This window comes from Pseudomonas sp. B3G-3 (assembly GCF_028640915.1).
Lineage (GTDB): Bacteria > Pseudomonadota > Gammaproteobacteria > Pseudomonadales > Pseudomonadaceae > Aquipseudomonas > Aquipseudomonas chlororaphis_I.
Window position 1 is genome coordinate 1 of sequence record NZ_JAQZAB010000104.1, and the last position, 14,693, is coordinate 14,693.

Annotated in this window: 10 protein-coding genes and 1 pseudogene; 7 read left to right on the plus strand and 4 right to left on the minus strand. The window is 56.6% G+C overall.

Features of this window, described 5'->3' with window-relative positions; all coding sequences use genetic code 11:
* Window positions 1-274: 274 nt before the first annotated feature.
* On the plus strand, window positions 275-559 hold the full coding sequence (locus tag PVZ80_RS14150) for a DUF3077 domain-containing protein (protein ID WP_023968040.1): 285 nt from the start codon (window positions 275-277) through the stop codon (window positions 557-559).
* 434 nt (window positions 560-993) lie between these two features.
* On the opposite strand, the gene PVZ80_RS14155 is transcribed toward PVZ80_RS14150, so the two are convergent.
* Both PVZ80_RS14155 and PVZ80_RS14160 read right to left on the minus strand, forming a co-directional pair.
* Complete coding sequence (locus PVZ80_RS14155; RefSeq protein WP_124344980.1) at window positions 994-1,986, minus strand: HNH endonuclease; 993 nt, start codon at window positions 1,984-1,986, stop codon at window positions 994-996.
* A 116-nt stretch (window positions 1,987-2,102) separates the two neighbouring features.
* Window positions 2,103-2,834, minus strand: coding sequence for a hypothetical protein (locus PVZ80_RS14160; RefSeq protein WP_124344981.1), 732 nt, complete (start codon window positions 2,832-2,834; stop codon window positions 2,103-2,105).
* 160 nt (window positions 2,835-2,994) lie between these two features.
* Here PVZ80_RS14160 and PVZ80_RS14165 point away from each other — a divergent pair.
* Both PVZ80_RS14165 and PVZ80_RS14170 read left to right on the plus strand, forming a co-directional pair.
* A pseudogene (locus PVZ80_RS14165) lies at window positions 2,995-3,437 on the plus strand (dihydrofolate reductase family protein); the annotation flags it as partial.
* An 899-nt stretch (window positions 3,438-4,336) separates the two neighbouring features.
* A complete protein-coding gene (locus PVZ80_RS14170; protein ID WP_159298948.1) occupies window positions 4,337-5,065 on the plus strand; it encodes a GTP pyrophosphokinase in 729 nt (242 codons plus the stop codon).
* A 796-nt stretch (window positions 5,066-5,861) separates the two neighbouring features.
* Here the strand turns inward: PVZ80_RS14170 and PVZ80_RS14175 are convergent.
* The gene (locus PVZ80_RS14175; protein ID WP_273864088.1) at window positions 5,862-6,680 is read right to left on the minus strand and encodes an amidohydrolase family protein; all 819 of its coding nucleotides are present in this window, start codon (window positions 6,678-6,680) and stop codon (window positions 5,862-5,864) included.
* Window positions 6,681-6,876: 196 nt separating this feature from the next.
* On the opposite strand from PVZ80_RS14175, the gene PVZ80_RS14180 reads away from it, so the two are divergent.
* From PVZ80_RS14180 to fabV, 4 genes are all read left to right on the plus strand, one after another.
* On the plus strand, window positions 6,877-9,468 hold the full coding sequence (locus PVZ80_RS14180; RefSeq protein ID WP_273864089.1) for an EAL domain-containing protein: 2,592 nt from the start codon (window positions 6,877-6,879) through the stop codon (window positions 9,466-9,468).
* Window positions 9,469-9,884: 416 nt separating this feature from the next.
* On the plus strand, window positions 9,885-11,438 hold the full coding sequence (locus PVZ80_RS14185) for an amino acid permease (RefSeq protein ID WP_273864131.1): 1,554 nt from the start codon (window positions 9,885-9,887) through the stop codon (window positions 11,436-11,438).
* A complete protein-coding gene (locus PVZ80_RS14190) occupies window positions 11,438-12,727 on the plus strand; it encodes an NAD(P)/FAD-dependent oxidoreductase (protein ID WP_273864090.1) in 1,290 nt (429 codons plus the stop codon). Before PVZ80_RS14185 ends, PVZ80_RS14190 begins: the two co-directional genes overlap by 1 nt.
* 209 nt (window positions 12,728-12,936) lie before the next feature.
* Complete coding sequence (gene fabV / locus PVZ80_RS14195) at window positions 12,937-14,133, plus strand: enoyl-ACP reductase FabV (RefSeq protein ID WP_096373998.1); 1,197 nt, start codon at window positions 12,937-12,939, stop codon at window positions 14,131-14,133.
* 58 nt (window positions 14,134-14,191) lie between these two features.
* Here the strand turns inward: fabV and PVZ80_RS14200 are convergent, their stop codons facing one another.
* Window positions 14,192-14,632 (minus strand): hotdog fold domain-containing protein, encoded by a 441-nt coding sequence (locus tag PVZ80_RS14200; protein WP_273864091.1) that lies wholly within the window; start codon window positions 14,630-14,632, stop codon window positions 14,192-14,194.
* Window positions 14,633-14,693: the final 61 nt, after the last annotated feature.

A 14,693-nucleotide genomic window follows, 5' to 3' on the forward strand; every position in this document is an offset into this window, starting at 1 on the left:
ATCAATCAAATCGGCGTTCTTGTTTCTGTGTTTCCCGGAATTCCGTGAAGAACCTTTTTTGTGCCTGCACACTCGTGCAATGGTGGCTGTGCGTGGGAGGGCTCGTCCCTGCCGGGTTCCTGTATCTCCGGTTTACCAACCTGCGCGCAGCTGCCACCCATTCGCTTGGTAACGAACGTGGCAGCTCTCACTTTGATATGGGAGTTTCAATCATGTGCGCTATCAAAACCTCCGCAAATCGTGGTCGCTTCAACGGGGTAAAAGGAGGTGAGCTATGAGCACCTCCACCCCCGTCAAAACCCTTGGCTTCGTTACCTTCGGCCCTTGCGGCGACGGCGATCAAACCCTGTTTCGCGTCAACGCCGACGTGCCTCTGCACCAAGCCCTGGAACACGCTTCGACCCTGCTGTACTACGCCAAGAAACTCGCCCTGGATGCGGCGATGGAAGAGCAGGGTGAACGTTACGCCTGGGCCGCGCACTTTCTGGCGGAGATGGGCAAGGCGGTGATCGATGATGTGGGGTTGGGGCTAAGGGAAGAGGAGGTGTTGCAGGTTTAGTCGGTGGAGGATGTTAGGGAGGGCGCCGTTTCTTGGTGGCAGGGAAGCGACGTTTTTAATGGTGGGTGGAATTTGACTACTTTGGCCCGCGGTGATTGGAGGAGATGAGATCCAGAAAAGGCGACTTCTTTACAATACGATTACGCGAGCGAAGGCCGGTGTTTAGTCCTGGTTCAGAGTGCGAGAGCTATGGCCGCCCCTCCATTCATCTAGACCATCATCTCCAGGTCGAGGAAGTTGGGGGGGAAGAAGTCCTCTAGTACATATTTCGGAGTAGTGTTCTCTAGTCGCATGGGAATTAATACTGGACCGATGCAACGATGGAGAAGCTTTTGGCCTATAGTCTATGCTGGTTGAGCCTCCATGTTTCTTATTCTCGGTATTGACCGGTGAGTCCACTCTTGGCCTAAATCTGAAATAGGTTAGGTTGTCAGTCAGCGGAGGATTGCCCGTTCGGCCCGTTTTAAAGCGGTGGTGACTCTTTTTTCCCATTCTGCTGGCAGTTCAATTATGAGCTCTAGTTTGTAAGTTCCAGATGTAGGCTTAGGTGCTACCATTTCCGTCAGAAATTTAGGTATTTTGGCGGTTTGTTCAATTATTTCACCTGCTATGCCAATGAATAGATCACGTACCTCCGAGAAGTCGTCATCTACTCTCGTAAAGCGGACCGACTCCTCCCAAAGCAATGTATTAGAACAAACCTCTCCATAGAGTCTACAAGTGCTAACGATATCAACGTCACTTCCTGCAATGCCGGGTTCGCCCCATGTGCGAGCTAATTCGAAGTTGGTGAGGTTGCCAAAAGCGGCGACAATTAAAAGTATCTCTTGTGACTTGTCAGTGAGCCAAGAAAACGAGTCATCTCTGTCTATACGATGAATAGGCTTCGTATATAGTCCTCGCTTCAATGCATTCCAGCGTTGTATTGTAGGAGCCATTTCAAATCGTAGAACCTCGGCGGTAAGTAAGTACTCCCAGTAATCATCCTTTTCGATAATTAATCGTTCAGCAAGATAGCTCAGTCTGCCAAACTCCTCGAGATGTCGTTTTTCATATCTATGCCTAACTTCTGCAGCGGTTTTTCCTAGTTGCTCAGAGATTCTCCGTTCATGTTCACGCTGCCACTCAAATAAAAGACCAGGTGGATACTTGCTGGGATCATCATCAATTCGCTTGTGGCAATTTCCGCACAGCCAGATTGCATTGGTAATTGCGCTGCGATCAGAGGACGCCATTTTTTCATCATATCGAGCGGAGCCACGGTGAGCCCCATATATGTGCGCGGCCTCTCCCACGTTAACAGAACCGTTGGGCTCTCCTGTTGGGCCGCTCGTGACAGCTCCACATTCAGGGTTTGCGCATTGATTAGCAGCTCTTTTTGCTAATGTTGTGATAACAGATTGTTTGAAGCGATCCTCGGTGCTCATTATTTTTCTCCGAATGAATGCTGAGTAACGACTAGATCTGAAGCTTTGCTTCTTATTGAATACACTCTAGTGCGGTAGTGTGGCTCCACAGTTTAATGTAATTTTTGCATGATGGGCTATCGTCTCGCAAGATCGATTAGTTCGACCTGATAACGATATCGCGCAGCGATTTTTCGCAGTAGCAAAGCCCCTAAGGAAAGCCCGAGTACGAACGCACATAACCAGAGTAGCAGCATATTGGGAAGGTTGTCCCACGTCATGCCGGTAGAGAGTGTTGTACCAATCCATTTTATGCTGCCGGTGGTTCCACTTAGTTCTTTAGAAATTGGGTAGGCGGTCGCAAGGACAGCCAAAATCGCCGTTTTTTCACCAAAGAAATAAGTGACACGGCTTTCTACGCGTTTGATTTTTAATTCAAGCCAATATCGAGCGTCGGCGAGGGCATCCTCACCATGTTTCGAGAGAAGGAAGGCCATCGATTGCTCATGAAGGATATCTTCACGCAGGTTGTGAAAGCTCACGTGGCGCCATCTGAACAAAATTACACAGCCTGAAATTATGTTGAGCAATAGTGCCAAGAGAGCGACGGACACCGAAAGTAAGATGAGTAGCTGAGCGGCTAGTTTCACGCTATCACTCAGTCCACCGACTAAACTCTGCCAGACCGCGAGAATAGCAACTCCTATCATGAGAACTGATGCAAAGATCATGAGCCACTTCGCTGCTTTGTCTGCTCCTACCTCAAGACTAGTTTTTCGCATACTAACAGAGCGGGGGCTGCACTTGTTTAGCTCATCCAGCACAGCCATTACGTTGGGCATCTGTCTGCTTCGGTGCGAAGCGTTCATGAACTTTCAACCTTGTGTTTTTCGGCATGCCAGAATGCAGCATTGTGTCGTTAGTGGCAAACTTAAATATGGGGGTCATCCAGTGATTGTCTGGAAGAGGTCTGAGGTTGTCTTCGTTTCTGTTCGGTAGTTATCAGTCACGAACTTTACTTATAACTGTTTGAGGAAACGGACCTACGACACATTTGGGGGGTATTGGCCGCACATACAGGCCGGTTCAAAAACAGCGTCATCCCCGACCTGTTCAACCGCGTGCCCAAGCACGTCGCCACCCATAGTCCCGATACGCTGGATTGGTACAATAGTCATGTGCTTCAAGGAAACCTTGCCGACGCCATACAGGTCTTCAAACAGCAGGACGGCGCCGACCTGTTGACCTAGGGCAGCGGCGATCTGGTGTGCCAACCGCTTGCAACCGGGTTGGTGGATGAGTTGCGGCTGATGATCTTTCCTATCGTATTGGGACGCGGCAAGCGCCTGTTCGATGATCATGCACAAGCGTCGGCTTTCACTTTGGTGAACTCGATGAGTACTCCTAGCGAGGTGTTGATTGTTCGCTACGTTCGCAGTGACGAAGTGCGTACGGGAGATTTTGAAGAGTAGGAATGTTTGTGGTGCCTGACAAACTGGTTCAAGGATCTAGATCCCTTGTGGGCCAGTGCTTTGACTTGAATAGATCATGCCTCTGTTTGATAGGCGCTTCCGGAACTGGGGGAGAGTAGAGGTTTCTGGATGTTTGCTTAGCCTAGTAAAGAGTCAGCGGAAGAGTCAATTTGCAGAAAAAATGCATGCTATTGATGCAAAAATGATGAGCATTTTAAGCTTTTAAATTGATCGTTAATCAACACTCAGTGTCGATTATCAAAAGCACGCAGACCGCGATCCCCTTGTGAGGCGCACAAAATCACGAAGATACTAGTGGCAGCATGCCCAGGCAATAGCGCCCATAAGCAGCGCCAACCAACACGCCCATTGCTAGAACAGTGACAAGGCGATTCACAGTAAACCATCCTCCAGATTGCTCGTGGATGGAGCAAGTGACGATAGTGCATAGCGGCTCCCAGCGACTCACCAACTGGATGGCGATACCGGTGGAAACGAATACAGTGCTTGACCTACTTGAAATAGACACGTTCAGTGCTAATCGAGTAGAGTTTCAACCAAATCTGTTCACGCACTTGATCGTGCAGGCTGTTCACCTATGGTGTATAGCCCCCTTATACGATCATCAGAATGCTGAAAGCTTCAGTCTATTAGGTAGGAAGTGTTATCCACCAACCCCGTCTGGGTAGCTATAGTTAAGGCAGACCATGGAAGCTACAGTATCTCGGGAGGATAGGCTGACACTAAACATCAAATCATGCCCAAAATCTAGGAGCGCCACAGACATTTTTAGGCATGCCGACATCAATTTTTCTAGCTAACCGCTTTGCTTACTGGGGCGGGCTGAGGCCCGCTTCTTAACCAAATGTTCTGTATCCCAACATGGATAGGAGGTCCTAATGGAAGGTCGAAAGGTGCTCACGCCCGATGAGCTAAAAGAACGAGCAATAAGATTTTTTGATCGATACGGGAAAGATCTTGAGCAAATTAGGCAGCTATTAAGTATCCGACTTAATCAGCTTGCGCTTGCGCATACGATTGCAAACAACCTACCACCAGAAGCGATCACCGTTTCAACCCGAGTTAAAACTCTCAATAGTTTTCTGAAAAAACTTGAAAAAAAAGGATGGCCTCAATTCTACTATCCAACGGAGGTTGCACAAGATCTTATAGGCGCTAGGGTTGTTTGTTGGTTTATCGACGACTGTATTGGAATAAAAGAGCTGGTCGAGTCTTCAAATCATTTGAAAGTATCTGGTGAGATTGAGGACTATATTTCTAGTCCCAAACAGTCCGGATACCGATCAATTCATCTATCTGCAAATGTCGGTTACGACAGCGTGCAAAGATCTGGGGAGAATGTGGCAATAACGAACGAAGACATGATCTGTGAAATCCAGATCAGAACTAAGCTTCAGGATGCGTGGGGGGATGTTACTCATGAGTTTCACTACAAAGCAAAGAATGTTGGCGTAGATAATAAATTTTACGAGAAAATTCTTTCTGAGGTTTCTAATCGTCTGGCGAGCGAAGACCAATCGCTTTTGACGTTACGAGAGGCATATCAAGAATTAGCGGATGAAAAACTTCGCAATAAGACAAGAGAAGGCTTCCGGGATGAAGGCTGATCCGCAAAAAAATCACTGCACGGGACGTGAATAGTACGCACTTGTGTTCAAATATTAGCGAGCATACCCATTGGCCATAACCTTGGCTGTCTATTGCGACAGAGGTAATGTAATTCACCTTTACGGAAGCTGTTCGCTAACAAATCCATCAACCAGATACCCAAAAGCAGTGCTTTTGGGTTTATTTTGCAGCGCTCTGGCACCGATCATTTTCAATGTTGTGCGATGCTTATTATGTGAGTCATGTTATCAACTGAAGATCAGAACTAGCAAAATGTCACGCATGGCTGCATTGTATATAGCATTCGGAAATGCTGAGCTAAACTCAGGGAGTGGAGGGGTGTGGGCTGCGTGTAATAATTAAATTCATGAATGTTTATTCAAGTACTGTGTTGGTCGGTCTTGGTTGGAAAGAACGAAAGAGTGATTTTAGAGGCCGGAATTTTACAATGGTGTGCTTGCTTTTCTCGCCAGTCGTATGGGGTCGAAGTCACAATTTGTGTCAGGAAGGCTGCATGCGTAAAAACAATATTATAAGTAGTTAAAGTTATTTGTTTCGCTAACATCGAAGGTGGATGAAACTCACCCCTTTAGCTTAATCGTTAGGTGACTCAACCCTGAATCCACAGTCAATAATGGCTATTTATGAGCTTTCACTCCGATCGTTAGCTGAAATGACCAACTACTCCATTTTCAGACGGGCCTTGAGGTAGTCATCCATCCGTGACTGAACAATTCAAAGCACGGATACCCAGGCCCCAACCACCCCACCCAAATACCCGCACCCCATTTTATGTCACTTCAACCCAAACAACCTCCGCGCATTCCCCCGCCCAATCTTCTCCCTATCGTTCTCACTGATCAGCGCCTGATCAAACCAGTTACTCGCCGTCGCCATGCTTTCATACGGATAGTCCGCCGAAAACAACACACGATCGACACCAATTTCGCTGATGGAATCCAGCAGGCCCTTGGTGTGGAAGTGGCCGGCGGTGGTCAGGTAGAAGTTGTGGCTGAAGTAGTGGCTGACCGGTTTTTTCGCGTTGCCCAGGCCTTCGCCTTCGCGTTGCATGTGCAGGCGGTGTTCCAGGCGCGGCAGCATCAGCGGCAGGCCTTCGGCGAGGTGGCCGAGGATGAGGGTCAGGTTGGGGTAGCGGTCGAACAGGCCGCTGAGCATCAGGCGGATTGCGTGGGTGGCGGTTTCGTGGGCGAAGCCCCAGGCTGAGCCGACCAGGGACGGGTAGCCCTCGTAGATCCGCCGCTGGCTCGGCAGCGGTTCGCGTGGGTGCAGGTAGACCGGCACGTTGAGCGCCGCGACCCGTTCCCAGAACTCCCATACCGGCGGTTCGTCCAGGTACTGCGCGGTATCGGCGTTGCCGATGTTGGTGTAGCCGTTGATCAGTGCCCCCACCATGCCGTAATCCTTTACCGCACGTTCCAGTTCGTCCGCCGCGGCCCTGGGCGATTGCAGGGCCACCGTGGCGAAGGCCTTGAAGCGCTGCGGGTGGCGGGCGACGAACTGCTCGGTGACCTGCTCGTTGGTGCGTTGCGCGAAGGCGATGGCCTGGCGCGGATCGAGCAGCGACAGGACGCCGAGGTTTGGCGAGGTTCGCACGGTTTTCCGTGGCCCTGTCACTTCGCGGCTATTCTCTAATTTCAGGTCGATGGCCTAGAAGATCCATGTCCACGCCGATGGCCTGATGTCCTGCTCGCCCGGGTAAACGCGCGTTTCTCAGCCTCGCTGAGCCGTGCCGGGTGTTGCTTCGAGGACCGGCCCCCTCCAGTTCGAGGGCTCTTGATGGCGCTTCACCGTGATCAGGGACGATGACCGTGATGGCATGCATGCAGTGGCGGCGATGGATATGAGCGTCGGGTCAACGACCGGAGAAGAGGCGGCGGACTTTTTCGCGCAGACCCTGGAACAGGCCAACGATGCCGTGGTGATCATCGACGATCGCAACCAGGTGGTGTTCTTCAACGCGGCGGCCGAACGTTTCTGGGGCTGTCAACGGCGCGAGGTGCTGGGCAGCGAGGTCGGCACGCTGGTGCCGATCCCCATCCGCTCGCGGAACGACGGCGAGACCGGGATCAACAAGATCATCGGCACCAGCCGCGATGTCTGCATCACACGCAAGGATGGCGAAGAACGCTGGGGCGCGATGGCGATCTCGAAAATCACCCTGCAGGGGCGCATTCTCTATGCCGCCTTTTTCAAGGACGTGACCCAGACGCGGCTCAAGGATATCGAGCAGCGCTTGCTGTCGATGTCGGTCAACGCCAGCAGCTCGGCCACCTGCATCGTCGACGCTGACGGCCGGCTGATCTACATCAACGACGGGCTGGTGTGCTTGCTGGGGTATTCCCGCGAGGAATTGCTGGAGCGCTCACCGCAGATGTTCTTCGTCGCCGATACCCCGGGGGCGGCCCAGGCCGACGAGCTGCACCTGGAGAGCATCCTCAGTGGCCAGCCCCATGAAGCCTGCGGCCTGGTCAGCAAGCGCAACGGCCAGCGGCTGTGGGTGCATGTCTGCTCGGCGCCGGTGTTCGACGCCAAGGGGCGGATCGGCAACATCATCATCGTGTTCACCGACATCACCCGTTCCAGGCTGCCCGAAGTGCTGCAGGACAAGGTCATCGGCGCTCTGTTGCAAGAGCAGCCCCTGGAAAGCGTATTGACCCTGCTGTGCCAGGAAATCGAGCGCCTGGCGCCGGAGGTCGTCGTCTCGATCCTCAGCGTGGATGAACAAGGGCTGCTGCATCACCTGGCCAGCCCCGGCCTGCCGGCCGATTACGCCAGGGCCATGGAGGGGCTGCCGATCGGGCCCGCCGCCGGCTCCTGCGGCACCGCGGCCTTTCGCGGCGAGCCGGTGCTGGTCACCGATATCGACACCGATCCGCTGTGGGCCGATTACCGCTGGCTGGCGCAGCAGGCCGGGGTGCGGGCCTGTTGGTCGATGCCGGTGCGCAACAGCGGCGGCAGGGTCTGCGCGACCTTTGCCCTGTATTTCCGGGAGAGCCGCAAGCCCGATACCACCCATGCCCATCTGATCATGACGGGGACCTACCTGTGCATGCTGGCCCTGGAGCGCGAGGAGGCGCGCCAGTCGATCCAGCGCATGGCCTTGTCCGATGCCCTGACCGGCTTGCCCAATCGCAGTTCCCTGCTGGCCGAGGCCAACCGCAGACTCGCCGAGGTCGCCCTGGAGCAGGGCGAGCTGGCGGTGCTGTATGTCGACCTGGACCGCTTCAAGCAGGTCAACGATGCCCTCGGGCATGCCTCGGGCGATGAGCTGCTGCAGGTCATGGCGCAACGGCTGCGCAGTGTGCTGCGCGAGTCGGACATCGTCGGGCGGCTGTCGGGCGACGAGTTCGTGCTGGTGCTGCCGCGGATGAACGCCGCCCGGGTCACGGCCTTTATCGAGCGCCTGATGCTGACCCTGGGCGCCCCGGCCGATATTGCCGGGACCGCCATGGTTCCTTCGGCCAGCGTCGGCGTCAGCCTGTACCCCAGCGACGGCCAGGACATGGAAAGCCTGTTGCACTGCGCCGATATCGCCATGTACCAGGCCAAGCGTACCGAGCGCGGCGGTTTCAGGTTTTTCCTCGAGGAGATGGACCAGCTCGCCCAGCAGCGCCTGCAACTGGAGACGGCGCTGCGCCAGGCCCTGACCAGCGACGGCCTGCACCTGGTCTATCAACCGCAGATCGACTTGCGCACCAACGGCCTGGTCGGGGTCGAGGCGCTGGCGCGCTGGGAGCATCCGAGCCTGGGCACTATCGCGCCCGCGCAATTCATCGCGCTGGCCGAGGAGTGCGGGTTGATCAACTACCTCAGCCAGTGGGTGCTGTGCGAGGCCTGCGAGCAACTGGCGCGCTGGCGTCGATCGGGAATCCGGGTGCCGTCCATCTCGGTCAACCTGTCGCCGATCAACTTCCATAACTTCAACCTGGCGGCCCTGATCGCCCGCCAGTTGCAGCGCTGCGGCCTGCAGCCGGCGGACCTGTGCGTGGAGGTCACGGAGGGGGTGTTCCTGTGCAGCAGCCCGACCACCGAGCAGACCCTGCAGGACCTGCACACCCTGGGCGTGCGCCTGGCCATCGATGACTTTGGCGCGGGCTATTCCAGCCTGGGCTATCTGCGGCGCTTGCCGATCAGCGAGCTGAAGCTGGACCAGAGCTTCGTCGAGGAACTGGAGCACGACGCCACCTGCCGCGCCTTGAGCGAAGCGGTCATCGGCATCGGCAAGGGCCTGTCCCTGCGGGTGGTCGCCGAGGGCATCGAACACGCCGCGCAGCGCGACATTCTTCAAGCGCGGGGCTATGACGTGGGGCAGGGCCAGCTGTTTTCCTCGCCCATGCCGGCCCGGGTGTTCGGGCAGTGGTTTGTTGGTTGGCAGCGTTAGCGGGCGGGGCGATTCGGGCCTGCACTTTCCGTCAAAGATCAAGGCCTGCCGGGCGCCAGGAACGGGCTTGGCTATTGGATGAGTATTTTCTTTAGTTCAAGTTATTAGCGTGTAGGAAACTTCTATTTTTCTCCGTGAAAACCAACTAATCCTGACAGGCTTTTAGTTATGGTCTATGGGCGGATAGCACTTTGCTAGTGTGTCGATTTTTTAAAACTTTTAACCGCAGGCGTATTCCCTGAGCGACTGATGTGATGCGGGAAAATCATTTGTCAGCGGTATTTTTGTGGGCTTTAGTGAGTGCGGAAAACAATCCAGGGACACTGCCATATCGCGTGAGTCAACTCATCGGTGGCTTAAATATAATAAAAAGGTGATCCATGACAGACTCCACAAAAGTGCCGGGTGCGTGCGACATGGCCGGCGATTTTCACAGCGAGAAAACCACCGGCGGACTGAAACGAACCCTGACGCCCCGGCACCTGAGCATGATCGCCATTGGCGGCAGTATCGGCACCGGGCTGTTCGTCGCCTCGGGCTCGACCATTGCCCAGTCCGGACCGGGCGGAGCGCTGCTGGCCTTTGTGGTCATTGGCGCCATGGTGTTCTTTCTGATGACCAGCCTCGGTGAACTGGCGTCCTGCATGCCGGTCACCGGTTCGTTTTCAACTTATGCCTCCAAGTATGTCGATGAAAGTTTCGGCTTCGCCCTGGGCTGGAACTACTGGTATGCCTGGGCGGTGACCATTGCGGTCGATCTGGTGGCCGCGCAGATCATCATGGCTTATTGGTTTCCGGATGTGCCGGGGTATATCTGGAGTGCGGGTTTTCTATTGATCATTACCGCACTCAATATGGCCTCGGTGCGCTTGTTCGGTGAGTCCGAATATTGGTTCGCCCTGATTAAAGTCATCACTATCCTGCTGTTTATCGCAGTGGGCGTTCTGATGTTGTTCGGCATTTTCAGCGGCGGCGAAAATGCCGGCCCCAGGCTCTGGTTGATTGGCGATGCGCCTGTTGTCGGCGGCCTGGGGGCCCTGGTCGGGGTGGCGATGATCGTGGGGTTTTCGTTCCAGGGCACCGAGTTCGTCGGTATCGCCGCCGGTGAAACCCGGGACCCCGGGAAAAACGTGCCGCGCGCGGTGCGGCAGATCTTCTGGCGGATCCTGCTGTTCTACGTGCTGACCATCCTGATCATCGGCCTGTTGATTCCCTACAACGACCCCAGCCTGTTGAGGAATGGGGTGTCCGATATCCGCGTCAGCCCCTTTACCCTGATTTTCGAGCGGGCCGACATGCTCGGCGCGGCCGCGGTGATGAACGCGGTGATCCTGACGTCGGTGCTGTCCGCCGGAAACTCCGGCATGTATGCCTCCTCACGGATGCTCTACAGCCTGGCCCTGGAAGGCAAGGCGCCGGCGATCTTCGCCCGTTTGAGCGCATCCGGCACCCCGCGGTGGGCGTTGCTGGCCACCGCCACGGTGGCGGCCCTGTGCTTCTTGACCTTCATTTTCAGCCCGGGGCAGATCTATAACTGGTTGCTCAACACCTCGGGCATGCTCGGCTTTATCGCCTGGCTGGGCATTGCGGTCAGCCACTACCGGTTTCGTCGCGGCTATGTGCGCCAGGGCCATGACCTGGGCAATTTGCCCTATGTGTCGCGGTTCTTTCCGTTCGGGCCGATTTTCGCCTTTGTCCTGTGCCTGTGCGTCACCCTGGGGCAGAACTATCAGGCCCTGCTCGGCGACTCGATCGATTGGGCCGGGCTGACCGCCACCTACATTGGCCTGGTGCTGTTCCTGGTGATCTGGCTGGCGCACAAAGTCATCAGTGGCTCCAGGTTCGTCCGGTTCGATGACATGAGCTTTTCAATGATTCGCAGCAAGTCCGAATGTGATCTGCCAGCGGAATCGGCGATGAATGAGAAGGTGGGTCTTCCTGTGCGCATGACCCAGGTCGGAGCCAAGTGATGAGTCAGGATTTTCTCGAAAGTTATTACGAAGCCACGGTCGAGAAGACCGCCTATCCAGCGCTCGGCGGCCGGGTAGAGACCCGGGTGTGCATTCTGGGCGGCGGGCTGGCCGGGCTTTCCACGGCGCTGGGTTTGGCCGAGCGCGGCGTCAAGGATGTGGTGATCCTCGAATCCCACACCGTGGGGCACGGCGCTTCGGGGCGCAATGGCGGCTTTGTGTTCGGCGGCTACTGCCTGGGCAATGCCGAGCTGCTCAAGACCCTGGGCCGCGAGGAGGCGCGGCGGCTCTACCGGCTGACCATCGACGCGGTCGAGCTGATCCGCCAGCGCGTCCGGCAATACGGCATCCAGTGCGACCTGACCGACAGGGGCGTGCTGCTGGCCAACTGGTTCAACGACCCGGCGCGCCTGGAAAAACCCCGGCAGTTGATGAAGGAGGTCTACGGCGTCGACTGGCAGTACGTGCCGCCGGGCGAGTTGCGGGAAAAGCTCAAGACCGAGCGCTATTTCGGCGCCTTGTTCGAGAGCAACGCCTTTCACTTCCACCCGCTCAAGTATGTGTATGGCGTGGCGGCGGCTGTTGCTGGCTACGGCATCGATATCCACGAACACTCCGCGGCCCTGGCGATCGAGCGGCAGGGTGGCAAGTACCTGATCAAGACCGCGGGCGGCGAGGTGCTGGCCGAGCAGGTGGTGTTCGCCGCGGGCGGTTATGCCCGCGGGCTGTACCGCCCGGTGGAGCGAGCTACGCTGCCGATTGCCACCTATGTGGTGGCGACCGAGCCCCTGGGCGAGGCGCTGAAGGATTCGATCAACTGCGAGTCGGCCATTTACGACACCCGCTTTGCCTTCGACTATTACCGCCCGCTGGCGGACAGCCGGATCCTCTGGGGCGGGCGCATTTCCATCCTCAACCGTGGCCCGCAGGCGATCGCCGGCTTGCTCAAAGCCGATCTGGTCACGGTCTACCCGCAACTGGCCGATGTGGAGATCGAGCATGCCTGGGGCGGGCTGATGAGCTACGGCCGCCAGCAGATGGCGCAGATCGGCCGGGACGACAACGGCGTGTGGCATGCCGTGGGGTTCGGCGGGCACGGCATGGCCCCGACCACGGTGGCGGGGGAGGTGCTGGCGGATGCCATTGCCAAGGCCATCCCTATTCCCCAGGGCTTTGGCCGGTTCGGCCTGGTGCCCACCTTCGGCCTGGCCGGCCTGGTCGCGGCGCAGGCGACCTACACCGCCTATCAGGCCCTGGACGCCTACGATGCTCACCGTTTGAACAAATGACCGCCGCTTTTCCCACGCCGTACAGGCCATGGAGCAATCTCAGCGTTTTCTGGCCCAAACCCCGGAATGAACTTATGCTGGCGGGCAAATCTGCACTCATTGAAAACCCAAGGCGTGACGCGAGGACGTTCCGAGCGTCTACGACTTGAACAAGTGACGCTGCTGCAGCCCGTATTGGCTCTTGGCATATTGAAATTGGGAGATTGTGTATGGTCATCAAACCCCGCGTTCGCGGCTTTATCTGTGTGACGACCCACCCGGTCGGTTGCGAAGCCAACGTCAAGCAACAGATCGACTACGTCACCGAACAAGGCACCATCGACGCTGGGCCAAAGAACGTACTGGTGCTCGGCGCTTCCACCGGCTACGGCCTGGCCGCACGTATCACCGCCGCCTTCGGTTGCGGCGCCAACACCCTGGGTGTGTTCTTCGAGCGCGGCAGCGTTGACGGCAAGCTCGGCACCGCCGGCTGGTACAACACCGCGGCTTTCCACAAGTTCGCCGAAGAAAAAGGCCTGTACGCCAAGAGCATCAACGGCGACGCCTTCTCCGACGAAGTGAAGCGCCAGACCATCGAAACCATCAAGCGCGACCTGGGCAAGATCGACCTGGTGGTCTACAGCCTGGCCGCTCCGCGTCGCACCCACCCGAAAACCGGCGAAGTCCTGAGCTCGACCCTCAAGCCGCTGGGCAAATCCGTGACCCTGCGCGGTGTCGACACCGACAAGGAAATCGTTAAAGAAACCACCCTGCAGCCAGCCACCCAGGAAGAAATCGACGGCACCGTGGCCGTGATGGGCGGCGAAGACTGGCAGATGTGGATCGACGCGCTGCACGAAGCCGGCGTACTGGCCGAAGGCGCGAAGACCACCGCTTTCACCTACCTGGGCGAGAAGCTGACCCACGACATCTACTGGAACGGTTCCATCGGCGAAGCCAAGAAGGACCTGGACCAGAAAGTCATCGGCATCCGCAAGGAGCTGTCGGAGCTGGGCGGCGACGCGCGGGTATCGGTGCTCAAGGCCGTGGTGACCCAGGCCAGCTCGGCGATCCCGATCATGCCGCTGTACCTGTCGCTGCTGTTCAAGGTCATGAAAGAGCAGGGCAGTCACGAAGGTTGCATCGAGCAGGTCTACGGTCTGTACAAGGACAGCCTGTACAACCCGAACCCGATCATCGACCAGGAAGGCCGCCTGCGTGCCGACTACAAGGAACTGGAACCCGCCGTCCAGGACCGCGTGAAGCAGCTGTGGGATGAAGTCACCAGCGAAAACCTCTACCAGATGACCGACTTCGCCGGCTACAAGCAGGAATTCCTGCGCCTGTTCGGCTTCGAGATCGACGGCGTCGACTACGAAGCCGATGTCGATCCGGACGTGAAGATCGCCAACCTGATCCAGGTGTAAGCGAGCTTACTGCGTCATCGCCAACGCCCCTCTCGTGAGGGGCGTTGTCGTTTCTGGGTCAGGCGGTTTTCACGTTCATGGTGATGCGCGCGCTGAAGACCTTGAGGTCTTCCTCATCGTAGATCTCCACCGCGACAATCTTGTCGCCGCTGCTGCTCCAGTCCACCGCGCCGCCATCGGCCACCGCGCGCACCGACGTCTTGGCCTTGGCCAGGTATTCCACGGTCATGCCCTTGGGAATCCAGCGCGCGCCGGCCGGGATCGACACGTCGGTCATCACCCCGGCCGCCAGTTCGGCGGCGTTGCACAGGGCGATGGCGTGCACTGTGCCCAGGTGGTTGGTGATCTCCTTGCGAAACGGCACCCGCACCACCGAATGTCCCGCGCTCAGCTCGGCGATCAACGGGGTGATGGTGCTGAAGTAGGGGGCCATCTGGCAGGCCATCTGACTGAACTTTTCCGGACCTGCGGCGCTGAACATGCTGAGAACCTGACTCATGGTAATGCCTCGTAGCGGATTATTTTTGGGTTTACAGAATAATATTCTGTAAAAGAACAAT